Origin of the sequence: Paenibacillus sp. FSL K6-2393 (assembly GCF_038002545.1) — a bacterium.
GTDB lineage: Bacteria > Bacillota > Bacilli > Paenibacillales > Paenibacillaceae > Paenibacillus.
In genome coordinates, this window is record NZ_JBBOCU010000001.1 from 136,495 (window position 1) to 157,965 (window position 21,471).

The following is a 21,471-nucleotide window of genomic DNA, read 5'->3' on the forward strand; positions in this document are numbered from 1 at the left end:
TGACAGCCCTTAAGTTAAATGAGGGCTGTTGTTTATTTTTTCGAGGAGGATCTAATGGAAGAACAGAACATTTTTGAGCTTATACACAACATGGATAATTTCACCAATAAATTGATCATACAATGGAACAAATCATTCAATGAGGACCTCGGTGTCTCTCATGTGCTTGTACTCAGCCATCTCCATCAAAATGGAAAAAGCCGACCTTCGGATATTGCAAAAATTTTAGGGTTCACTCCGCCTACACTCAGTTATTTATCTGACAAGATGGTAGCCAAGGAATTAGTCGTCAGAATGGTAGATGAAGCGGACCGTCGCATTGTTTATTTGAACATTACGGATAAAGGGGCCGAAGTCCTCGGAAGAGCAATATTGGAGGGCCAGAAGCTGCGCAAGAATTTATTCCAGAAATTAAACGAAGAGGATCGAGCGCAATTAGTCCATATTTTTGAGAAGATGAATCGGGAAGATTGAGCAATAGCCTGGAAGGGAGACAGAAGGTGATATGGAGGAACCGCTCAAAGTATATAACACCGCAGTTGAAGCTTTTCTTGAAGTAATTGGGGGAAAGTGGAAGCCTGTTATTCTATTCCATCTTACCTTTGGCAAGAAACGTAATGGTGAGCTGATGAAACTGATCCCCGCGATCACCCAGAAAGTGTTGACTCAGCAACTTGGTGAACTAACGGAGGCCGGGGTTATTGCCCGTATTTCACATCACCAGGTTCCTCCTAAAGTGGAGTATGAGTTAACAGAGTATGGATGGAGTCTTAAAGAGATTCTTCATCTGATGTGTAGGTGGGGCGATATACACGTGGAGAATGTTTATGGTGATCGAGGGAAAATTCTGTTTAAGCCGCCAACTACTGACCGTTGAGGGACTTATATAAGCCGATTCTGCAATTCAGGAATCGGCTTATTTTGCATTTTATCTACTTTACGGAAGGATCTTGCGATCACGTAGATTTCTGAAAATATCCATAAACATAGTCTCCGTGTCAATGAATTCATGAAATCCGAAGCGGCGAGCTTTGGAACCATCTGCGAAGAAATCGTAATCCCACGAGAAGACAAAGTCACCAAATGCCCAAGAAGAGACATCATCATAAGGGGTGTGTACCAAACCATACTTTTCAATCATGGAATTCCAAAGATTTTCTTTATCTGCCATCACTGTTGCAAGTGAGAGGGGGAGTGGAGGTGCGGTTTCCAATTCGAAAAATGCAGCGATTCTGGGCCATAGTTCATTCCAGCGAAACAGATCGCCATTGGTGATATTAAATGCCTGATTGGCACAGCGAGGTTCGGTTGCTGCCCATACGGTTGCATGAGCCAGCAATGTCGCATCAGTCATTTCAAGAAGCGAATGATACGCTCCTGGTTTCCCAGGGAATCGAAGTGGCAAGCCAAGTTCCTTGGAGATAGACGCATAAACGCCAATAACCATGGCAAGGTTCATTGGATTACCCAGAGCGAATCCACATACAACAGAAGGGCGCAGGGCTGACCAGGTCCAGCTGCTTCCGGGTTGCCGATCCTCGAGAAACTGTTGTTGATCGACATTGAATTCAGGGGGCATATGATATGCGTCCGTTTCTTTGGCAGGAGTTTTGAATGGCCCCAGATGTGCACCGTACACTTTATAACCTTGCATTAGGCTAATATGTTGGAGATTTGGAGCGATCGGTTCGATGGTATTCACCACATTGACGAGCATGGCCAGGTTGGGCTGTACCAATTCGGCCCAAGTTGGGCGATCCTGATACGCGGCGTAGAAAATATGCGTAACCGTCGTTAAATGACTCAGTTTGTCTTGTGTGTCTGCTTCGTTCAGTAAATCAGCTGATATATAACGTAATCCAGGGGCATCTTCTCCTCCGCGGCGAGATACACCAATGACATTCCATTGCGGAAGTGTCACCAGATAATCAATAAGGTTTCTTCCAATGACGCCTCCAGCACCAATGACAAGTGCGGTGTAACGGGGAACGGATTGTTCGGGTTTCAATGGACATGCTCCTCTCTTCTTCTGTTCATATTGTGGGTCAGAAAAAGAAGGATGAGAAGTACGCACCTCAAAGTCATATACGTACTTTGAAGTAATATATGAGCCTGGAGCAGGATATGAGCGTTATAATTGGCACTTCAATGGATGTTACTTGCCTATAACCACAAGAAGCTGTAAAAGGAACAATCGTCCTTTCACAGCTTAGATGTGTCTGTATATTCGTTCAATAGATCTGTTGTAAATATGGTTTACGCCGGATATCCGCCACCTGGAGGCGGCCATGCGCCGTAGAAGCGACGCAGCAGAACAATCTCACCCAGATGGTACGAGTTATGGGATGCGATATTGCGCAAAAGTCCTGCTTTAGTTTCACCCGGGAAATAGAGCAGTGGATCATCTAATTGTGCATTTTCGGCAATGGCTACGGCTTGATCAACCCCATCCAAGAATGCCTGAATATCTGCCTTCCACGTGGCTTCGTCCTGTGGACCCTTCTCCTCAGGCCAGCTCTCACTCACGTTAGCAGGGAGCTGTGGTTTGCGTCCTTCCAAGTGATCGAGCATGAATTGCTGCCAATAATGCATGTGCTTCACCAACTGATAAATTGTATATGGCATGGCATCGTGCGTACGAGCAGCAAGTGTGACATCGATATCGGGCAGAGCACGGGCGATGCGGATATGACCGCGTTCCCCGACTAATGATTTGACAAGGGCTTGCCCAAAGCTTTGATTAACATCTGACATATGGTACCTTCCTCTCTTCCAAGACCGGATCTGATAACCTGTCTTCTATTAAGTATTATACAATTAAATTGCTACAAATTGAAAATAGGAAACAAGAACCTAAATACTTAAAATGCCTATGATATAATAGTGAAAATAAATCTCAAGACCTCAGGGTCGAGGAGGAAGCTCCTGTGAAAGTGATATTGGTTGACGACGAACGTCTAGCGTTGATAGGCCTTCAAAAATCACTAGAAAAAGAAGTAAGCGGCATTGAAATTATCGCTACATATATGAATCCAACAGAGGCTGTGGCAGGTATTGTGGAACACCGTCCTGATGTTGTATTTCTGGATATTCATATGCCGGAGATGGATGGTATGGATCTGGGAAGACAGATTCAGGCGGCAACACCGGGCATCGAAATTATATTTGTGACCAGTTACGATCAATATGCGGTGCATGCTTTCGAACTACAGGCTTTGGACTATGTGATGAAGCCCATCCAAAAGGATCGATTGAAGCAGACGGTGAGCCGCGTAAGAGAGAAACTGAGCGTAAAACGGGAGCAGCGGTCAAAGGATACAAACGTACCTTTAATTTGCTGTTTTAATCAGATTCAGTTTAAGCTTCCAGGAAAGGATACCCAGGTTGCCAAATGGCGTACAAGCAAGGCGCAGGAACTGTTTGCATACTTGCTTCACCACCGGAACCAGGTCATCCATCGCAGTGTTCTGCTGGAGCTTCTGTGGCCGGGAATGGAAGAGGAGAAGACGGCACACCAACTCTACACTGCGATTTATCATGTCCGCCAAACCCTGAAAACTTGCAATATGAATATGATCACGATTCAGAGTGGACACCTGGAGGCAGGCTATCGACTCGAATTGGGTGAGGCTCAGTTGGATAGTGAGCAGTGGGAACGGGAAATCAGGCAATGGAAAGCCGTAGACGAAAGTACCGTTCATGCCTATGAGCAAGCGCTTCATCTATATAAGGGTACCTATCTTGGCAATTATGAATACATGTGGGCTGAACCTGAGCGGGAAAGATTACGCTATCTGTGGCTGTATCATATGAGACAACTAAGTCTGTATTACCAGCAGCATGGGCTGGTGGAGAAAGTGATCGAGAGTACACAACGTATCCAGCATATGCTTCCGGATGAAGAAGAAAGTTATTTTATGCTAATGAAGTTATATGATGAAATGGACAACGATCTCGGTGTGGAGGAGCAGTATCGTCTCTTAACCACCAGAATGGAGCAAGATTTGGAGATCCCGATCAGTGAGGATATTACCGAATGGTATCAGGACTGGAAGCTCGGTTTAACCAAAGTCATGAAAAAATAATTAATGAAATTACTTCAAACGAAACGTGTGGACCGTTACAAATATTTGTTCATTATGCTAATCATTTTTGGAGTGTTAATTGGCATGCGCTCGGTATGGTCTGAGCTATTCCACACAGTAGATGAGCATCGCGCCGTTAACGGGGTGCTGGATTTAAGGGGCGTGGATCTGGATCAATCTCCAGTCATGTACTTGAATGGGGAATGGGAACTTTATCCGGATGAGTTGCTGACCCAACAAGATATTGTGAAGAGGAATGGCGGTGCCAAGAGTGTTCAGGTCCCTGGGGACTGGGGGAGTGCACAGAATCAGGAACAAGAGAGTTCGTACGGTTACGGAACATATCGATTGCGCATTTTGACAGATCCGCTTCAGACGCCGGTAACCTTCTGGTTCAAGGGAATCCGAAGTTCATCCGAGGTTGAGATGAATGGAGACGCGGACGGGGGCATGGGTGAGGTCTCCACGGATAGCAGTACATATATACCCAGAAGCACTTCATATACAGCGACCTACGATCAGGAAGGAACAACCTCCATTGAATTATTGGTCCGTGTAGCCAATTACGACAGCCCGTATATGGGCGGAATTAGCAAACCTGTTCGCTTTGGTTCACAGGCAGCTGTTGATTTTTCGCGTTGGTATTCCATTGGTTTTCAGATGCTCACCTTTCTGGTTATGCTCCTCCACGGCATGTATGCCTGTATTCTTTACGCATTTAATCGACAGGAACGTTCCTTGCTGGTTGGAGCCGTATTAACTTTAGCTGTTGGCATCACGGTTACGATGGGTCATGACAATATATTGATGTTATGGCTTCCAATTAATTATACCTGGGGCATTAAAATTCGATTGATCTCATTGTTGCTGCAAAATGCTTGTATCCTTCTGTTATTCCAGAGATTAACGATGGTTCATGTACGAAAGGCATGGCTACAGTGGCATGTTGTCATGACCTTGATCTATACGGCCGTGATTGTGGTGGTGCCCATTCATATTACATATGCCATGATCCATTACAACGTCATTAACCTATTCTTTCTTGTATCCATGATCTGGTTTCTATACATCGTCGGAACGATGATCTTCAGGAAACAGGCGGACCGGGACATTGTGTTTCTGCTACTTACTGCAGGAGGCATTACATCCAACCTGATATGGAGTGTGGCCGAGACAGCTAAAGATGTGACAACAGTCTACTATCCCATTGATATTATCTTTGCGATTACGGGCTTCTCCGCCTATTGGTTCAAGAAATACTTCAGGAATGTCAGGGAGAATATGAAGCTGAATACAGAGCTGCAGAAGGGCGACAAAATTAAAGATCAGTTCTTGGCGAATACATCACATGAACTGCGGACCCCGCTGCACGGGATCATTAACATCGCTCATAACGTCATCACCCGAGAGAAAAACCGGTTGGATGAACGGAGCCTGGAGGATATGGAGTTGCTGATTACGATCGGTCGACGGATGTCACATCTTCTTGGTGATCTACTGGATGTAGTTCGGCTGAAGGAGCACCGCATTGAGTTACGTCAGGGGCCTCTTTCCATACAGTCGGTTGTGCCTGGCGTTATCGCCATGCTGCAGTTCATGGCAGAACGAAAACCAGTCCACCTTCATATGGAGATTCCGGAATCGTTCCCTCAGGTCATGGCTGATGAAGAAAGGCTTGTTCAGATTTTGTATAATCTGCTGCATAACGCGCTTAAACATACAGAGGAAGGAACGATATCCGTAAGTGCCGAAATTCGTGAAGGACATGCTCTGATTCATGTGACGGATACGGGCATTGGCATGGATGAGGATACACGGATGCGTATTTTCCTCCCGTATGAACAAGGGTCATATGGAATCAGTGATGGACAAGGCATCGGGCTTGGACTGAACATCTGCAAAGAGCTCGTAGAACTGCACGGCGGGGCACTTACGGTTCACTCGGAACTCGGAAAGGGCTCGGTATTCAGCTTCAATCTGCCGCTTGCGAATGAAACCACCCATCAGGCTCAGTCACAACTTCCCCTGATATGGGAACAGGCCGCGGAGATGATGGAAGATGCACCTAGCGGATTCCTGTTACCCCGCTCAGGTATGGGGGACGCGGAAGCCTTGGCGACAGCAGAGATGGCTCCGTTGTTAAAAAAGGGGAGAGCTACCATTCTGGCTGTGGATGATGATCCGGTGAATCTGGATGTGCTGGTCAGCATCCTTTCTACTGAACCATATGATATAACTACAGCAGGTTCGGGTCAGGAAGCGATGGAATTGCTCGGCACACGTCAGTGGGATCTGCTCATTACAGATGTGATGATGCCCAATATGTCCGGATACGAGTTAACCCTGAAGGTGAGGGAACAATTCTCAATGTCTGAGCTTCCTGTGCTGCTGTTGACGGCACGAAGTCAGCCGCCAGATATCTACACGGGGTTTGCATCGGGGGCCAATGATTATGTCACGAAGCCTGTAGATGCGGTGGAACTGAAATATCGGATACGTGCATTGACCATGCTAAATCAGTCTATCCAAGAGCGCCTGCGCATGGAGGCCGCTTATTTGCAGGCTCAGATTCAGCCTCATTTCCTGTTCAATACCCTGAATTCACTTATGGTTTTAAGTGATATTGATACAGAGCATATGCGGAAGCTTGGTGAAGCTTTTTCATCTTATTTACGGATCAGCTTCAACTATCTCAATACAGGGGAACTGGTGAAATTATCATACGAGCTGGAACTCGTTGAAGCCTATCTTTTTATTGAAAAAACACGATTTGAAGATCGATTGTCGGTGGTATTAAACGTAGAGCCGGACCTTCCTTTGCTTCTCCCGCCGCTATCAATTCAGCCTTTGATTGAAAATGCCGTCAGACACGGTCTATTAAGCCGCAATGTAGGCGGTACGTTATGCCTATCCATCACTCGCCATGAGGGTTATACCCGTATTGAGGTGAAGGATAATGGCAAAGGTATGGAACCGGAGAAGGTTGCAGAACTGCTACATGCTACGCCAGGTGGAAAAGGCGGAATAGGTATTGTGAATACAAACCGCAGATTGATGCAACGGTATGGTCAGGGATTATCGATCGTAAGTGAGCCGGGTGAGGGAACGATGGTGTCATTTGATATTCCGGATGAGATATAAGGAAAAGGCCGCAGAAGTGAAGACTTCCGGCCTTTTTGTTCTGCTTGCGTGTTCATTCCCTAATTTTAATTATTTCTAATGCTTCTTTCATATGTTAGTATATTTAACATTAGAAGCGCGGGTTCCGGCATTGGGCGCTAAACGTTGTTATAGTGGGTGAAGAGATCGATGCGCAATTGGGTCAAAAATGAGAATGTGCAGATGACGGCCATTGCCTTTGCCACAGCGGTAGGGGCGCAATTCAAGATAAATCCGTTCCGGGAAGATTACTTCCGAATCGGGCTGGGGGTTAGCATCCTTTTATTTCTGCTGATGATCATGCCACACTTGTCTTATGTGAAGACAGGAATCCTGACAGGCATCGCGAATTTGCTGTTTCAGTCAGCAGATCTCATCAATCATGTACAGACCGTGTCCATTCTGGAAAGCATGCGGGACAATCTGGGAGCAGGTGTGTATTATGTGGTCTTTGCCTATGGGCTTAGCAAGTTCAAGCATCGATTCCATGAGATGCAGCCTCTTCTACTCGGCGGGTTAATTACATGTATCGATTTCTCCTCTAATCTTGTTGAGCTGCTTTTTCGCGGAATGTTAAGCGGGACCAATATCTTTTATATGAAGGAATGGTTGTATCTGCTTGTGGTGGGCGGTCTGCGAAGTTATTTTGTGATTGGGCTTTACAACAGTTTTGCGGTGAGGCAGATGCGGCTTTTGCATGCAGAGCAGGAGAAGCGGATGGAGCAGATGTTGAGTGTGAACTCGGGTCTGTATGGCGAGGTTTTTTACTTGAAGAAAGCAATGAATACAATCGAAGGCATTACGGCAGACAGCTACGACCTATATCGAGATCTCCGAGAGCAGGAGATGAACCAATACAGTCAGCGAACACTGGGTATTGCTCAGCAGATTCATGAAGTGAAGAAGGATTCACAACGCATTCTCGCGGGGCTGCTGAAATTGTATGATAACGAAAAAGCGGTCAACATGAGCTTGTCCGAAGTGCTGAACTTTGCCAGCAAAGCAAACCGAAAATATAGTGAGATGCTGCATAAGCAGGTAGAGATCGACATCGAGCAACAGTATGATTGTGAGTCTCCGTATTACATTCCTCTTCTAACGGTAGTGAACAACCTGATTGCCAATGCGGTAGAGGCGATTGAGCATGATGGGACGGTCCGAATTCGTGTGTATGAGCAGGACGATGACGTGCATTTGGTCGTGATGGATACTGGGAAAGGTATACCTGAAGCCAAACGGGATGTGATCTTCGAACCGGGCTATACAACGAAATTCAATGAAGTTGGCATTGCTGCAACAGGCATTGGCCTGTCTCATGTACGTGATATCGTTCAGTCATTAGCGGGACAGATTAAGGTTGAATCTGCGCCTCCGGGAGCTAGAGGGACTACATTTGCTATAGCGATTCCCAAAATGAATCTAATCAAGGGGGCCAATGTCGATGACACTTTCTATCATGATCGTGGATGATGATGTGGTGAGCCGGAGTATGCTGCATGATATCATCGAATCCTGTGGAATCGGCGAGCTTGCAGGCATGGCAGAGGGCGGTATAGAAGGGGCACGCATGATTATGGATCTGCGTCCCGACGTGGTGCTGATTGATCTGCTGATGCCGGATCAGGACGGAATTGAGACGGTGGCGAAGCTGAAGCAGAGCGGATATACCGGGAAATTTATCATGATCTCTCAGGTGGAGAATAAAGAGATGGTAGGGGCCGCCTACCAGAACGGAATTGAATTTTTCATTCATAAACCGATTAATCGGGTGGAAGTGGAGCATGTGCTCAGCAAAGTGAATGACCAGTGGAAGTATGAGCGTTACGTGCTGGAGATCAAGCAGTCGATGGCCCGATTGAATCTGGTGGAACCGCCGGCCCCTGCCCAAGGCCGGACGGTGCGAGATGCGGCAAGAAGCATTCTGATGGATCTGGGGATCATCGGAGAAAGTGGTAGCAAGGACATCATTGCGCTCATGGAGTATGCGATTGACCAGAAGCAGGTCGCGGAGTGGCCGCCACTGAAGGAGTCGTATGAAGCGGTGGCCCAGACGTACAAGTCTACGCCCAAAGACGTGGAGAAAGAGTGCAAGGCGATGGAACAACGTATTCGCAGAACGGTGATTGCCGCACTGACAAACATGGCCTCGATTGGACTCACCGATTATAGCAACCACAAGTTTGAACATTATGCTCCCCTCTACTTTGACTTCCAGGATGTTCGAATGAAGATGAGAGCGATGGAAGAAGATCAGGCAGGCGACAAAGGCAAGGTTAATATCAAAAAGTTCCTGCATGTGTTCTATATGGAGACGATTGAAAAGATGAATAATTGAGATAGTGTATCTCTTATCCAAAAGCCGAATTCCCGGAAGTAACACTTCACGGATGTTCGGTTTTTTTGTTTTTAATGCTTTTTATTGTTATATAACCTTACATATAATATTGGAAACAGATCTTTCAATAGCGTTTTTCACGCTTTTATCTACTTGAAAACAACACATGTGAATTTAATTATCATAAATTGTGATTATTTTATGTAGGATCATGTAAGTTGGCGTAGGGAGCGAACTACAATACGTACATGAATAAGCATTTTGCATAAATCCGGTGAGCGTCTTTCAATCAGAAAGATATAGATCGAAATGATTCTATTCGTCTATATCTTATACCCGGAAGCGAGTTTGATTCGAATTATGCAAAATGCTGAAATACAAACGGTCGATTCGGTCGATCCCAATCTAATTCGGAAAAGGGGTTTTTCTATGAAAAAGGTAGCATCCATTGTAATGGCGTCCGTTCTTGCTCTAACACTCAGTGCCTGCGGTGCAGCGAAATCGGGTGAAGAGAATAGCGCCCAGTCGGCAAGTGGTTCAGCTGTTGAGAAATACACATTTGGTACCGATGCAACGTATCCCCCTTTTGAGTTCCAGAAGGACGGAAAATATGTAGGGATCGATATTGACCTCATGAACGCGATTGCGGAAGAAGAGGGCTTTGAGGTAGAGATCAAACCGATGGACTTCAAAGGCATCATTCCGGCTATTACGGCGAATCAGTTGGACGGAGCCATTGCAGGCATTAGCATTACGGACGAACGTAAAAAAGTCGTGGATTTCTCGGACCCGTATTATCAGGCCGGTCTGTCCCTAATCGTACATGAAGATAACGCGGACATCCAAAGTCCTGAAGATTTAAAAGGAAAAATTATTGCGATTAAAAAAGGAACCTCAGGTGCCAATCTTGCAGATGAATATGCAAAAACCTATGGGGCAACCGTGAAATATTTTGATGACAGCCCATCGATGTATCAGGAAGTCGCGAACAAAAACGCAGATGCTACGCTGGAGGATTTCCCCGTCATCTCCTATAAGATTGCCATCGACCCGAACGCCAAACTCAAAATCGTTGGAGACCGATTGAACGGTGACTTCTATGGTATTGCTGTTGCCAAAGGTGATACGGAATTGCAGAAGAAGATCAATGATGGACTGAAGAAATTGCAGGAAAACGGAAAGTACGACGAGATTGTTGGAAAATATCTGGGAACAACGGCTAAATAGAAGGGAATGTGGTACGGATGGACTCCTCCTTGCAAGTCATAATAGACGCACTGCCTCTTCTGCTCGAGGGTACAGTCGTTACGTTAAAACTAGTCGTGATCTCACTCATCATTGCGATGGTGATCGGATTGATCTCAGGTCTGATGAGTACTTCTTTGAATCGATTGTTGCGGCTGGTAGCTACACTTTACGTGGATATCATCCGTGGTACACCCCTTCTGGTGCAGGTATATTTCATCTACTTCGGGCTGCCTGTGTTCCTGGATATGCGCATTCCGGCGATGACCGCAGGGATTATTGCGATAAGTCTGAATGCCGGAGCCTACATCTCGGAGATCTTCCGGGCAGGGATTAATTCCATTAGCAACGGGCAGCATGAGGCGGCGCGATCCCTGGGATTAACGCGTTTCCAGACGATGAGGCTGGTCGTGTTACCCCAAGCAACCCGGCGCATGATTCCTACCTTTGTGAACCAGTTCATTATTACAATTAAGGATACATCGTTGCTGTCTGCAATTGGTATCGCAGAATTAACGCAGAGCGGGGAGATTATTATTTCCTCCAACTTCCGGGCATTCGAAATCTGGGGTGTGGTGGGCATATTCTATCTGATCATTATTGTGCTATTGTCCCGGGCTTCCCGGTTCATTGAAAGGAGGTATGCGATCCGATGATTACCGTACAGAATCTAAAAAAGCAGTTTGGTGCCAATGAGGTGCTGAAGGACATCTCCACAACGATTCAGGAGAAAGAAGTTGTATGCGTCATCGGGCCTTCCGGGTCTGGTAAAAGTACGTTTTTGCGCTGTCTCAATCTGCTGGAGGGTGTGACGTCTGGCAAGGTAACGATTGGTGGTGTTGAGGTCACTTCACCCAAGACGGATATCGATCAGTTACGAACCAATGTGGGCATGGTGTTTCAACAGTTCAACCTCTTCCCACATCTGACCGTGCTGGAGAATATTATGCTCGCGCCGAAGCATATCAAGAAACTGAGTAAGGCTGAGAATGAGAAAAAATCAATGGAACTGCTCGGCAAGGTTGGGCTGTCTCAGAAGAGGGATGCTTATCCCGAGCAGTTGTCGGGTGGACAACAACAGCGTGTGGCCATTGCGCGTGCACTTGCCATGAACCCAAGTGTGATGCTGTTCGATGAACCTACATCTGCACTGGATCCGGAGATGGTTGGAGAAGTGCTGCAAGTCATGAAAGACCTCGCTCATGAGGGGATTACGATGATTGTTGTTACACACGAGATGGGCTTTGCCCGTGAGGTGGCGGATCGGGTGATCTTTATGGATGGCGGATATATTGTAGAAGAAGGCACGCCAGAAGAGCTCTTTCAGAATACCCGGCATGAGCGGACCAAGGCGTTTCTGGGTAAGGTTTTATAGTCTTTCGAAAAGATAACCCCTTATGGCAGGCCGTGCACTAAAGACATCAGGTATGATGGACTTAGGTCGGGAAGCTGAAGGGGTTATTATTTTAATCCAGAATGACTTCTTTATCTGGTTGTTCAAGAAATTCGAACATGATTTTAATTTGTTCCAGCGTATTTCTTTCCAATGATAATTCAGGTAAAGCGTCGATAGCAAAAAAATCAACTGCGCTGGTTTCTACACCTGTTTCCGCATGCCCTCCCACAATGTCACAGCGGATAAACATCTTATATACGTGATAAGGCTCAGGTGGGTGTCCATGGAATTTTTTGTCCAATACTGCTAACAACCGCATCGGCACAACATCAAAACCGGATTCTTCTTTAATTTCTTTCACAGCTACTTCTGATGGTGATAGGCCGATGTCACTCCATCCCCCTGGTAATGCCCATGCCCCATCTATCTTCTCTCGAACCAAAAGTACTTTGTTTTTCCTGAAAACAACACCACGAATATCGACTTTAGGCGTCGCGTATCCTGAATCACTTGCAAATGTAAGTGATATTTTCTCTTTGTTAACAGAAGTATAGTTGCTTAAGATATCAATACTAATGCGTCTCAATTCCTCGTATCGCTCGATATCATAAACATCCTTGGCATAGGTTAACCTGTTTGTGAGATAGCTTGAATCTGTTTTGCCCATTCTAGCCACTTTGTGTCCATGGACTCCTCTTTTCTTCGCAAGTCACGAGATTTAGTTTAGTTAGGAAATAACCCCATTATATCATATGAATTACAGTCTATAATTATTGCTTTTTATTATAGAATTGCGAGATATTATAAAGAAACGATGTTCAAAGGAGAAAGTGATATGATCATAACTATTGATCAACAGGGCAATTCCAAGGTCGCCATTATTGAAAGTAATGGCATCGTCATCAACAATGCTCAAGATGCACTGGATTTGATGGCTTCGGTAAGGTATACCGATGATGCTGACAAGCTCATTATCGACAAAACGAACATCACCGAAGAGTTCTTCGAACTGAAAACCAAGCTTGCAGGCGAGATTTTGCAGAAATACGTGAACTATCATGTTAAGCTTGCTATTGTGGGAGATTTCGAAGGACATACCAGCAAGAGCCTGAGAGATTTCATCTATGAGTGCAACAATGGCAAGCATTTTTTCTTTTTGAAAAACAAAGAGGAAGCGCTTCAAAAGTTGCATAATATCAGTTAAGTGCATATCCGAAGCATGTAGAGAGCCTGCTTATAATCTGAGTCAAACGTAGGAGGTTTGCATGGTGATAGCTAATGAGAGTTTAAAGGTAACTGCTCTGCCCGATGTTCATAATCTCAAAGTGCATGGCAGAACAACTGGAGAGCTGGCGCCGTTGACGTTATTTTGGACGGGAAGTGCAGTTGAACTTAATGTACAGGGCTCCGAACTATGGGTTGAGTTGGAGTCGCAGTATGACATGTATGAGTCATGGATCAGCATTCTGATCAACGGTGTTCCGGTGAGTAGACAGATGTTAGTGGCGGGAAGATACTGGGTCTGTGTATTTCGGGGTATGAACGCGGATGTGGTGAAGAATGTTCGGATCGTTAAGGATGTTCAAGCGATGAGTGGTGACCCGGGTTGTTCCTTGCAGATTCATGCGGTGAAATCCGATGGAGCGTTCCTGCCTGTGCGGGAAAAACCGTACAAAATCGAGTTCATCGGTGACAGCATTACATCTGGCGAAGGTGCGATTGGGGCAAAAGCGGAAGAAGATTGGATTCCGATGTGGTTTAGTGCCATACATAATTATACGTATATGACAGCAGAGGCATTGAATGCAGAATACCGGGTCATCTCGCAAAGTGGCTGGGGTGTGCTGACAAGTTGGGATAACAACCCGAAGGGGAACATCCCCGATTATTACGAGCAGGTCTGTGGCCTGCTTGCCGGAGAACGTAACAAAGCGCTCGGAGCAGGAGAAATGCATGATTTTGGTTCGTGGCAACCGGATGTGGTGGTTGTGAACCTGGGCAGCAATGATGGGGGTGCATTTCAGTCACCTGAGTGGAAAGATCCCGACACTGGCAAGGTGTACAAGCAGCGGATGAACGAGGACGGAACGTATCATGAAGAGGATCTGGCCGCTTTTGAGAAAGCGGTGGAACAGTACCTGTTCAAACTTCGGAAAAACAATCCGGCGGCACATCTCGTATGGGCTTATGGCATGCTTGGTTTTCCCATGATGCCCGCCATCTACCGCGCGGTTGATGCGTATACGAAGGGGACAGGCGACCACAAGGTCTCAATCATCCAGCTTCCTGATACAACCGAAGAGACGGTAGGGGCGCGCACCCATCCAGGCGAGTTATCTCACCGTAGGACGGCAGAGGTGTTAGCGGAATATGTACGAGGAATGATAGGATAGCTTGAAATATGGAAAAGGAAAGACCACTCCTTCATGAAATGTACCTCAATGGTTAGATGGTGTCTAACTTTATGAGGTCCCTTCTTCATAAGAATGGTCTTTTTCCTTTTCTACTTATCTAGACATTCGAAGGTGTGTCCGCTGTGCCGCTGTTCTGTACCTCATAACGAATCGAAATGATCTGTCCCAGCGTCTGGGTCCGGACCATTTTGAATTGACTGGGCACAGTGCCTGTCGGGAATAAGGGGATGCCTTCACCAAGAATTTTGGGAATGATGGCAACTTCAATCTCATCCAGCATTTTTTTTGCTAACACAGCTTCAACCAGTATTCCGCCACCCACAATCCACACATCTCCATCAGAAGTCTGCTTTAATCGGGGAATGAGCGTATCTACCGTCTCGGTTGTAAACTGTACATGCGGAGCGGGAGGCTGTTCCGAGCGAGAAAGCACATATGTTGGCCGATCCGCATAGGGGAAATCTTCGGAAAGTGTGAGCACCTCTTCATACGTATAACGTCCCATAACAACGCTACCAATCGTTTGATAAAATGCAGCATACCCGTTGTCTCCACCATCACCCTCCACATCAAATAACCAATCGACCGAACCGTCCAGTCTTGCGATATATCCATCCAAACTCATAGCAATGTACAAAATTGTTTTGTTATCAGACATGTTCATCGCTCCCTTCTAAAATGTATGATACACTTTAACTATGACAAAAGTTGACGTAGTTAGGATGTTAAATTCATGAATCATCGGAAACTGGCGATCATGCGCCTGATGGATTCCAGACAGAAGTTTACAGCCCGGGAACTGGCAGAACGGTTCGACGTATCGGTTCGTACGATCCAGCGTGACCTGGATGCATTGCAGGCGCTTGGTTTTCCTTTGTACACAGAAGTTGGCGTGAACGGCGGATACCGGGTGTTGCCCAATCGGATTTTGCCACCTCTCCAACTCACACAACAGGAGGCATTAGGGCTGTTTATGATGCTGGAATATCTACAGCAAGTCCCGGATTTTCCATATGGATCAATGCGTGGACATCTGGCTGAACAGTATTTCTCTACTTTGCCTGAGGATGTACAGGATCTGATCATGCGAATGAGAGAGCATATCACCTTTGTCCAGCACCCCGGTGGGCATGCCGAGCTTTTAACAACCGAGATATTGGGTGCAGCGGTAGAAAAGAGAGAAATCGAATTTATGTATCATGCCCGCAGTGGTCGTAAAAAAGCCCAAGTCTTTCCCTATGGCATCTACTATGAGCAGGGACATTGGTACATGCCAGCTCGAAATAAGGACCGCGTATTATTGTATCGGGTGGATCGCATACAGCAGTTGGCTGTTATGGAATCCGTAGATGAATCTATTCCGAGTCTGAAGACATGGCTTGATACCAAAGAAGACAGAGCAAGCGTAGAAGTGGTACTGCAATTCACGGAATTTGGAGCAAGGATTGCCGCTTCAGATGTGCTGTTCAAGTCGGTTGAAGGCAATGAGTGGCGCGGACTGGTTCCGCCGGAGGAGTTCTCTTTTACAGCGCGAAAGTTACTCTCCTATGGGCCGGAAGTGAAGGTGGTGTCTCCGCTCGAACTGCAACAGCAGGTTAGAGGGATGCTGGAACGGAGTTTAAGTCAGTATGGTGGGGGATAAAAGCTTTCAAACGCTGGATATTAGGGTATCAAGGAAGAGATAAGAAAGGTGTGTAGACAAATGAGCGAAGTTTGGACTAAAGACATCATCCCGACTGTATCCGATAAAGTAGTGATTGTGACAGGTTCGAACGGCGGGTTAGGGTATGAAACGGCATTAGCGTTAGCTGAAAAAGGCGCAAAAGTTATCCTTGCAGTTCGTAATCTGGAAAAAGGTGAAAAGGCAGCTAATAAAATAAAGTCGTCTGTGCATGTAGCTGGAGAGGTAATCGTTATGCAGCTCGACCTTAGCGATTTAGCTAGTATCCGTGAGTTCGCAGCCGCTTTTCTTGAGCAATACGATTCTTTGTCCATTCTCGTTAATAATGCAGGAATTATGAACCCTCCATTCCAGTTGACGAAAGATGGCTTTGAATTACAGTTTGGTAGTAATCATCTAGGCCATTTTGCGCTTACGGGTCTACTATTGCCTCGATTGATCTCTACTCCGAAATCGAGAGTAGTCACTGTAAGTAGTATGGCAGCTCATAATGGTGTAATTGATTTTAATAATTTAGATGGCTCCAAAGGATATAATCCCATGAAGTTCTACAGTCAAAGCAAGCTAGCCAATCTGATGTTTGCAAGAGAGCTGCAGAATAAATTTAATTCCGCCCATATTGATTCCATGAGTATCGCCGCTCATCCAGGGATTTCGCATACCAATCTATTTTCCTTCGGTTCGGGGAAACAGACCAATATATTCATGCGCAGTCTTTTGAAAATCATTAGTCAACCGGCACATATGGGGGCATTACCTACCTTATATGCTGCAGCAGATCCGACGATCACGGGAGGGGAGTATATTGCTCCCAGTGGTATGGGCGGCACTAAGGGCTATCCCAAGAGCGCTAAGATCATCGAAAAATTATATGATGCTAACATTTCAAACAAGCTATGGAGCGTATCAGAAGAATTAACAGGGGTATATTACAGATTCGACGTGTAGATTTTGCCATTAAGAAAACTAAACCTTATTATGGTATAGACAGTTAGAAGTTCTTCAGCACGAATAAGATTAACTGAATGGGGGGCTACCATGATTCGATTCATAAGAAGTTTCACGATCCGCTCTATGCAGAGTCCATGCGATGAACAACGGCGGTTGTTTGTATAGAGCGTGAAATCCATTTCCGCCATATCACTATAGTGCATATCCAATGCGTTCATCATACGACTCTGCTGCCTTAAAGATTTTAACTTTTAAGGAGTGGAGCAACGTGAAATATATTAATGCGGATACAATCTTTCCGGAAGAATTACTCAAAGAAATACAGCGTCATATCCCCGGAGGCCTGGTCTATATTCCGAGGCCCAAGGATGCCCATAAGAAGTGGGGAGAGAATTCGGGTGGCAGAAGGGTTGTCCAGGAGCGGAATGACGAGATCCGCAGGTTTTTCGCTGCGGGAACAACTATCGATCAGCTTGCGGACCAATACTGTTTATCCATCGATAGCATCAAGAAAATTGTGTATTGCAAAAAGGGATGAAACGATAGAAGCCATGTTCGAGCAATCGAATTTGGCTTTTTTACTGTAAAGAATGGTTATTAAGGATTCTTTATATATTCGAGTAGTGTAACTGCACGTACAATTCATTTAACGGTACAAGGTTATGCGGTGAGAGTTCGTGAAATAACTCCTTAAATCATCTGGTAAGGTTGGTGAATATGAATATAGAAGTGAAATTAACGAATAAAGACGAGGCGTATATGATTAAAAATATGTACCCGCTATACCTTCATGATCTATCCGGACATTATGGTCTGGGTGGAGAGCATACCCCGAACAAACATGGCATTTTTGAGCCAAGTCCTGATTATAAAACGTTACAGGATCAGTATGATGTACAGAACATTTGGTGGGAAAAACCGGAGTGTCTTTATCCGTTCCTCATGATTGTGGATGGCATACCGGCAGGGTTTGCGTTCATAGCTACTCCGCCATATTGTTCACAAGGCACTGATTTCTTTGTACATGACTTCTTTATGATGCAGCCGTTTCGAGGTGTAGGCGTTGCTGAACACGTGGCATCGACGATCTTCGGCATGTTTAGAGGAAACTGGGAGTTGTTCACCAATCCATCGGAGACAAATAAGATTGGCCAATCTTTCTGGCGGAAAACAGTGAATCATTATACCAAAGGTAACTATCGAGAAATGTACGGGCAAACGTTCGATGGCTATAAATTGATTTTTCAATTCTCCAATATATAAAGAGAGACCGTCTCCCTTTGAGGAAAACGATCTCTCTCCACTGCCTTTTATAAACTACCGTTGAAATAGTGATACTCAGAATTCACTTCAAAACCAACACTGCAGTACAGATTCAAAGCACGTTTGTTCTCGGTAACAACGGATAAGCGGATATCTGTGTAACTTTGTTTTCTTAGGAGATCAACCAGGATGCTAAGCGCAGTGCGCCCCAGTTTCTGTCCCTGATAAGCAGGAAAGATACAGAAATTATGAATAAATGCAGTTGTTGCATTAATGGAGTTGACCCGTACCAGCCCAACAGGCAGTTGATTCTGCCATGCAATATAGGTGACTCGGCTGGGTTCATTTGTTTGCATAAAGTACTCGCGTGTCCAGTCCTCCGAATCTCCAAAGGCTTGGGATGAGCAAGTGACCACAAACTCCATATCCTCGGCTTCTGCCACGGACAACGTTAGTTCAGGCGGCTCCACAACCGAAAGGACCTCATTCACAAGTTGCATCGAGTACTCCGCACGATCATAGATGGCTCCAAGGGATTGGGCAGTAAGAAGGCCCGGAGATAAGCCCTGAGGAACACGATAACTGAGTTGGTTGATTCCCTGTGGTTTCATGTCCAGAATTACCCTTTTCAGTAGGCTGCTGAACACACCTTGGCGACGAAAATCTGGGTGTACGATGGCATTAATATTCCCGGTTACAGCGTCAGAAGCATACCAGCTGAGGAGTCCTACCAAATCACCGTGGCAATAACAGAGGAGCGCGTGGTCTCCGTCTTTTTTGCTGATATGGTCAAGGTCTGCTTTCAGATGAATGGAATCAAGCTGTCTACATTGTTGTTCGAGCAAAATAATAGCTTCAATCTGTTCCTTGGAATCATAGATCATAGGAACGACTTGATAAGTTGACATAGCTTTCACACCTTCATTGTTGAAGGAAACACGCAGTTATTGGACCCGCAGGCGCTATCCTTCTTGAGTTGGTCCAGTTGTAATTTTGATCATCATCATTATCTCCTCCAAATAACTTCCCGATGACTATAACACAATCTATGATGAAGATGACACCCAATGGATGTAATTCACTGGGTGTCTGTTCAGATGTGCCCAATAACTGGACATTATATCCTATTGAAGGGATAATTGAGAGTAATACTGACGAGAAAGGGAGGGATTACCTATGCGCAAGTTGGCATATGTGATGGGTACATTATTTCTTTTCGCCGCCATGTTAATGGGATGTACACCATCTGAACCAGCGGAAAGCACTGAACCCATCACTCCACCAGCAACGGAACAGCCAAGTGATACGGGGGACCAGAAGGCGACGGCGGAGGAGCAGCAACAAGCGCTGGAAATGTCGCTCGATTATAAGACAACAGAACTCACCGTGGATGGTAAGGATTATGATGATACGTTAGAGATGGAAGGGTTATTGGCCAAAGGAGAGACCATGAAGCCATTCCTAACCTCCCGAAATTATGAGGCTTACATGGCTAATCGATATATTGTCTTGCCTCTTCAGGTTGCACACATCGAACAAGCAAAACTGCATCCTGAAAATATAAAAACCAAGATCAAAGATAACAAGAGTGACTGGATTTTGGTGGAATACACGCTTGATCTGAAATTTACAGACAAGAACGGCAAGGAGTTCAAGTCCATTCCGTTATCGGGGGATATCACCTTTTTGCAAGATCAGGGAGAATGGCGCATTCAGGATGATACGTACAACAGGGATGCATTCGCAGACATCATCAATAGTTCTCTATAGTTCATGAAGTGTCTGTGATTCCGGCACATTATGCACACCCCACTTGCATATCTCCTCCAGAATGGGCATTAGACTCTTGCCTCGAGGGGTTAAGGAATACTCCACTTTGGGCGGAGTCTGATCATACTCCACTCGTTTTATCACACCTTCACGTTCCAAATCGTTCAGTTGAGAGGTTAACACCTTGTACGTAATCCCGGGGACACGCCGTTTGAGTTCGCCGTAGCGTGTGACCCCATGGAAGGCAAGTTGATACATGATCTTCATCTTCCACTTCCCGCCGATAATGGATAGGGTGTAGTCGAATGGAGTTAGTGTTTCCATTGGGATTGTGCTCGGATTATCCATCACGAATAAGCTCCTTTATGCAGGTACGCACTTCAAAGTGCGTACTTTTTTTGTGGTGAACAAGTGTATATTCTTATACCAACTATATGTTTCCCATGGGGCTTTGTAAACCGAAGGAGCTTCTGTTGGGATGGGGAAAAGGAGCGAATGTAATTGGCAAAAAACAATGTATTTGAGTATGCAGCAGATGATATCACCATCGATGAAATGTATAAATTAATGATTGGTTCCGTGGTGCCACGGCCTATTGCCTGGGTTTCTACGAGAAGCAAGGACGGTGTTCTTAATCTGGCGCCCTTTAGTTTTTTTACCGTTGCTTCGCGCAACCCACCAACCCTGCTCATATCCATTGGACCCGGTGTAGGTGAGAGGCGAGGCACCGTGAAGGATACACTACTCAATATTCGAGAGACGGGGGAATTTGTCATCAATATGGTCCCGGCTTCGTTGGTGGAGTCGATGCAGCAATCATCTGCTGATGTGGCATCGGAAGAAGATGAATTTGAACTGGCAGGCGTTACTCCGAAAGCGGGCATACGTGTAGATGTACCTTCCGTGCTCGAATCTCCGATTGCTTTTGAACTTACGCTGGATCGAATTATTGAGGTGGGTACAGATCATCTGGTTCTTGGAAAAGTAGAGCACGTACGGGTGGATGCAGAGGCATATGCCGGTCATTATAAAATAGCGATAGAGAGCTGGCAGCCATTAGCCAGTCTGGCTGGCGATTACGCTCTAATGAAACCTGCATTTTCAGTCTGAGATGGGGTTACGTGATCTATATCTGAAATGGTGAAGCAGAAAGAACCGCTTCTTCAGTTTGT

Annotated in this window: 22 protein-coding genes and 1 pseudogene; 17 read left to right on the top strand and 6 right to left on the bottom strand. The window is 45.6% G+C overall.

All coding sequences use genetic code 11. The features are described 5' to 3' along the window. Positions 1–54: 54 nt before the first annotated feature. Entirely contained in the window at positions 55–474 is a 420-nt protein-coding gene (locus MHI14_RS00585; RefSeq protein ID WP_091035402.1) for a MarR family winged helix-turn-helix transcriptional regulator, read from the top strand. A 31-nt stretch (positions 475–505) separates the two neighbouring features. Further along, positions 506–877 carry a winged helix-turn-helix transcriptional regulator gene (locus tag MHI14_RS00590; RefSeq protein WP_340907546.1) on the top strand — a complete coding sequence of 124 codons (372 nt, stop codon included), beginning with the start codon at positions 506–508 and terminating at the stop codon, positions 875–877. A gap of 60 nt (positions 878–937) precedes the next feature. Here MHI14_RS00590 and MHI14_RS00595 read toward each other — a convergent pair whose 3' ends face one another. Together MHI14_RS00595 and MHI14_RS00600 are read right to left on the bottom strand one after the other, a co-directional pair. Further along, complete coding sequence (locus tag MHI14_RS00595) at positions 938–2,008, bottom strand: SDR family oxidoreductase (RefSeq protein WP_341129686.1); 1,071 nt, start codon at positions 2,006–2,008, stop codon at positions 938–940. Positions 2,009–2,256: 248 nt separating this feature from the next. Beyond that, on the bottom strand, positions 2,257–2,754 hold the full coding sequence (locus MHI14_RS00600) for a DinB family protein (protein WP_091035410.1): 498 nt from the start codon (positions 2,752–2,754) through the stop codon (positions 2,257–2,259). A 173-nt stretch (positions 2,755–2,927) separates the two neighbouring features. Between MHI14_RS00600 and MHI14_RS00605 the strand changes: the two genes are divergently transcribed. The 7 genes from MHI14_RS00605 to MHI14_RS00635 all read left to right on the top strand — a co-directional run bounded on the left by MHI14_RS00605 (position 2,928) and on the right by MHI14_RS00635 (position 12,199). Continuing rightward, positions 2,928–4,085, top strand: a complete 1,158-nt coding sequence (locus MHI14_RS00605) for a response regulator (RefSeq protein WP_341129687.1) — start codon at positions 2,928–2,930, stop codon at positions 4,083–4,085. A gap of 3 nt (positions 4,086–4,088) precedes the next feature. Continuing rightward, the gene (locus tag MHI14_RS00610) at positions 4,089–7,226 is read left to right on the top strand and encodes a hybrid sensor histidine kinase/response regulator (RefSeq protein WP_341129688.1); all 3,138 of its coding nucleotides are present in this window, start codon (positions 4,089–4,091) and stop codon (positions 7,224–7,226) included. 156 nt (positions 7,227–7,382) lie between these two features. After that, positions 7,383–8,714 (top strand): ATP-binding protein, encoded by a 1,332-nt coding sequence (locus MHI14_RS00615; protein WP_341129689.1) that lies wholly within the window; start codon positions 7,383–7,385, stop codon positions 8,712–8,714. Beyond that, positions 8,686–9,579 carry a response regulator gene (locus tag MHI14_RS00620; RefSeq protein WP_341129690.1) on the top strand — a complete coding sequence of 298 codons (894 nt, stop codon included), beginning with the start codon at positions 8,686–8,688 and terminating at the stop codon, positions 9,577–9,579. The genes MHI14_RS00615 and MHI14_RS00620 overlap by 29 nt, the downstream gene beginning before the upstream one ends. A 429-nt stretch (positions 9,580–10,008) precedes the next feature. Then, positions 10,009–10,806, top strand: coding sequence for a transporter substrate-binding domain-containing protein (locus MHI14_RS00625; RefSeq protein WP_091035425.1), 798 nt, complete (start codon positions 10,009–10,011; stop codon positions 10,804–10,806). Between the two features lie 17 nt (positions 10,807–10,823). After that, positions 10,824–11,480 (top strand): amino acid ABC transporter permease, encoded by a 657-nt coding sequence (locus tag MHI14_RS00630; protein ID WP_074092820.1) that lies wholly within the window; start codon positions 10,824–10,826, stop codon positions 11,478–11,480. Next, a complete protein-coding gene (locus MHI14_RS00635) occupies positions 11,477–12,199 on the top strand; it encodes an amino acid ABC transporter ATP-binding protein (RefSeq protein ID WP_341129691.1) in 723 nt (240 codons plus the stop codon). Before MHI14_RS00630 ends, MHI14_RS00635 begins: the two co-directional genes overlap by 4 nt. Before the next feature lie 91 nt (positions 12,200–12,290). Here MHI14_RS00635 and MHI14_RS00640 read toward each other — a convergent pair. Further along, positions 12,291–12,907 (bottom strand): annotated as a pseudogene (locus tag MHI14_RS00640) (NUDIX hydrolase). A 148-nt stretch (positions 12,908–13,055) separates the two neighbouring features. Here MHI14_RS00640 and MHI14_RS00645 point away from each other — a divergent pair. Both MHI14_RS00645 and MHI14_RS00650 read left to right on the top strand, forming a co-directional pair. Further along, positions 13,056–13,424, top strand: a complete 369-nt coding sequence (locus MHI14_RS00645) for a DUF4180 domain-containing protein (RefSeq protein ID WP_091035434.1) — start codon at positions 13,056–13,058, stop codon at positions 13,422–13,424. A gap of 61 nt (positions 13,425–13,485) precedes the next feature. Next, on the top strand, positions 13,486–14,613 hold the full coding sequence (locus MHI14_RS00650) for an SGNH/GDSL hydrolase family protein (RefSeq protein ID WP_341129692.1): 1,128 nt from the start codon (positions 13,486–13,488) through the stop codon (positions 14,611–14,613). A gap of 118 nt (positions 14,614–14,731) precedes the next feature. On the opposite strand, the gene MHI14_RS00655 is transcribed toward MHI14_RS00650, so the two are convergent. Next, positions 14,732–15,298, bottom strand: coding sequence for a dihydrofolate reductase family protein (locus tag MHI14_RS00655; protein ID WP_091035437.1), 567 nt, complete (start codon positions 15,296–15,298; stop codon positions 14,732–14,734). Between the two features lie 69 nt (positions 15,299–15,367). Between MHI14_RS00655 and MHI14_RS00660 the strand changes: the two genes are divergently transcribed. The 4 genes from MHI14_RS00660 to MHI14_RS00675 all read left to right on the top strand — a co-directional run bounded on the left by MHI14_RS00660 (position 15,368) and on the right by MHI14_RS00675 (position 18,529). Next, entirely contained in the window at positions 15,368–16,276 is a 909-nt protein-coding gene (locus MHI14_RS00660; RefSeq protein WP_091035439.1) for a helix-turn-helix transcriptional regulator, read from the top strand. A 60-nt stretch (positions 16,277–16,336) separates the two neighbouring features. Then, positions 16,337–17,263: an oxidoreductase gene (locus tag MHI14_RS00665; protein WP_341129693.1), complete on the top strand. Its 927-nt coding sequence runs from the start codon at positions 16,337–16,339 to the stop codon at positions 17,261–17,263. 271 nt (positions 17,264–17,534) lie between these two features. Then, entirely contained in the window at positions 17,535–17,804 is a 270-nt protein-coding gene (locus MHI14_RS00670) for a CD3324 family protein (protein ID WP_133386343.1), read from the top strand. A gap of 179 nt (positions 17,805–17,983) precedes the next feature. Continuing rightward, positions 17,984–18,529 (top strand): hypothetical protein, encoded by a 546-nt coding sequence (locus MHI14_RS00675; protein WP_341129694.1) that lies wholly within the window; start codon positions 17,984–17,986, stop codon positions 18,527–18,529. Positions 18,530–18,576: 47 nt separating this feature from the next. Here MHI14_RS00675 and MHI14_RS00680 read toward each other — a convergent pair whose 3' ends face one another. Beyond that, entirely contained in the window at positions 18,577–19,437 is an 861-nt protein-coding gene (locus MHI14_RS00680; protein ID WP_341129695.1) for a GNAT family N-acetyltransferase, read from the bottom strand. Positions 19,438–19,705: 268 nt separating this feature from the next. On the opposite strand from MHI14_RS00680, the gene MHI14_RS00685 reads away from it, so the two are divergent. Beyond that, positions 19,706–20,299 carry a hypothetical protein gene (locus tag MHI14_RS00685; RefSeq protein ID WP_341129696.1) on the top strand — a complete coding sequence of 198 codons (594 nt, stop codon included), beginning with the start codon at positions 19,706–19,708 and terminating at the stop codon, positions 20,297–20,299. On the opposite strand, the gene MHI14_RS00690 is transcribed toward MHI14_RS00685, so the two are convergent. Further along, positions 20,294–20,647, bottom strand: a complete 354-nt coding sequence (locus tag MHI14_RS00690) for a winged helix-turn-helix transcriptional regulator (RefSeq protein ID WP_289390712.1) — start codon at positions 20,645–20,647, stop codon at positions 20,294–20,296. The genes MHI14_RS00685 and MHI14_RS00690 overlap by 6 nt on opposite strands. Positions 20,648–20,800: 153 nt before the next feature. Between MHI14_RS00690 and MHI14_RS00695 the strand changes: the two genes are divergently transcribed. Next, complete coding sequence (locus MHI14_RS00695) at positions 20,801–21,409, top strand: flavin reductase family protein (protein ID WP_341129697.1); 609 nt, start codon at positions 20,801–20,803, stop codon at positions 21,407–21,409. The last annotated feature ends 62 nt before the right edge of the window (positions 21,410–21,471 follow it).

Bases quoted from the DNA above. Each gene is read 5' to 3' on its own strand.
- MHI14_RS00585 (WP_091035402.1), top strand. From the start codon at position 55: ATGGAAGAACAGAACATTTTTGAGCTTATACACAACATGGATAATTTC.
- MHI14_RS00590 (WP_340907546.1), top strand. From the start codon at position 506: ATGGAGGAACCGCTCAAAGTATATAACACCGCAGTTGAAGCTTTTCTT.
- MHI14_RS00600 (WP_091035410.1), bottom strand. From the start codon at position 2,754: ATGTCAGATGTTAATCAAAGCTTTGGGCAAGCCCTTGTCAAATCATTA.
- MHI14_RS00610 (WP_341129688.1), top strand. From the start codon at position 4,089: ATGAAATTACTTCAAACGAAACGTGTGGACCGTTACAAATATTTGTTC.
- MHI14_RS00620 (WP_341129690.1), top strand. From the start codon at position 8,686: ATGACACTTTCTATCATGATCGTGGATGATGATGTGGTGAGCCGGAGT.
- MHI14_RS00625 (WP_091035425.1), top strand. From the start codon at position 10,009: ATGAAAAAGGTAGCATCCATTGTAATGGCGTCCGTTCTTGCTCTAACA.
- MHI14_RS00630 (WP_074092820.1), top strand. From the start codon at position 10,824: ATGGACTCCTCCTTGCAAGTCATAATAGACGCACTGCCTCTTCTGCTC.
- MHI14_RS00635 (WP_341129691.1), top strand. From the start codon at position 11,477: ATGATTACCGTACAGAATCTAAAAAAGCAGTTTGGTGCCAATGAGGTG.
- MHI14_RS00645 (WP_091035434.1), top strand. From the start codon at position 13,056: ATGATCATAACTATTGATCAACAGGGCAATTCCAAGGTCGCCATTATT.
- MHI14_RS00650 (WP_341129692.1), top strand. From the start codon at position 13,486: ATGGTGATAGCTAATGAGAGTTTAAAGGTAACTGCTCTGCCCGATGTT.
- MHI14_RS00655 (WP_091035437.1), bottom strand. From the start codon at position 15,298: ATGAACATGTCTGATAACAAAACAATTTTGTACATTGCTATGAGTTTG.
- MHI14_RS00660 (WP_091035439.1), top strand. From the start codon at position 15,368: ATGAATCATCGGAAACTGGCGATCATGCGCCTGATGGATTCCAGACAG.
- MHI14_RS00665 (WP_341129693.1), top strand. From the start codon at position 16,337: ATGAGCGAAGTTTGGACTAAAGACATCATCCCGACTGTATCCGATAAA.
- MHI14_RS00675 (WP_341129694.1), top strand. From the start codon at position 17,984: ATGAATATAGAAGTGAAATTAACGAATAAAGACGAGGCGTATATGATT.
- MHI14_RS00680 (WP_341129695.1), bottom strand. From the start codon at position 19,437: ATGTCAACTTATCAAGTCGTTCCTATGATCTATGATTCCAAGGAACAG.
- MHI14_RS00685 (WP_341129696.1), top strand. From the start codon at position 19,706: ATGCGCAAGTTGGCATATGTGATGGGTACATTATTTCTTTTCGCCGCC.
- MHI14_RS00690 (WP_289390712.1), bottom strand. From the start codon at position 20,647: ATGGATAATCCGAGCACAATCCCAATGGAAACACTAACTCCATTCGAC.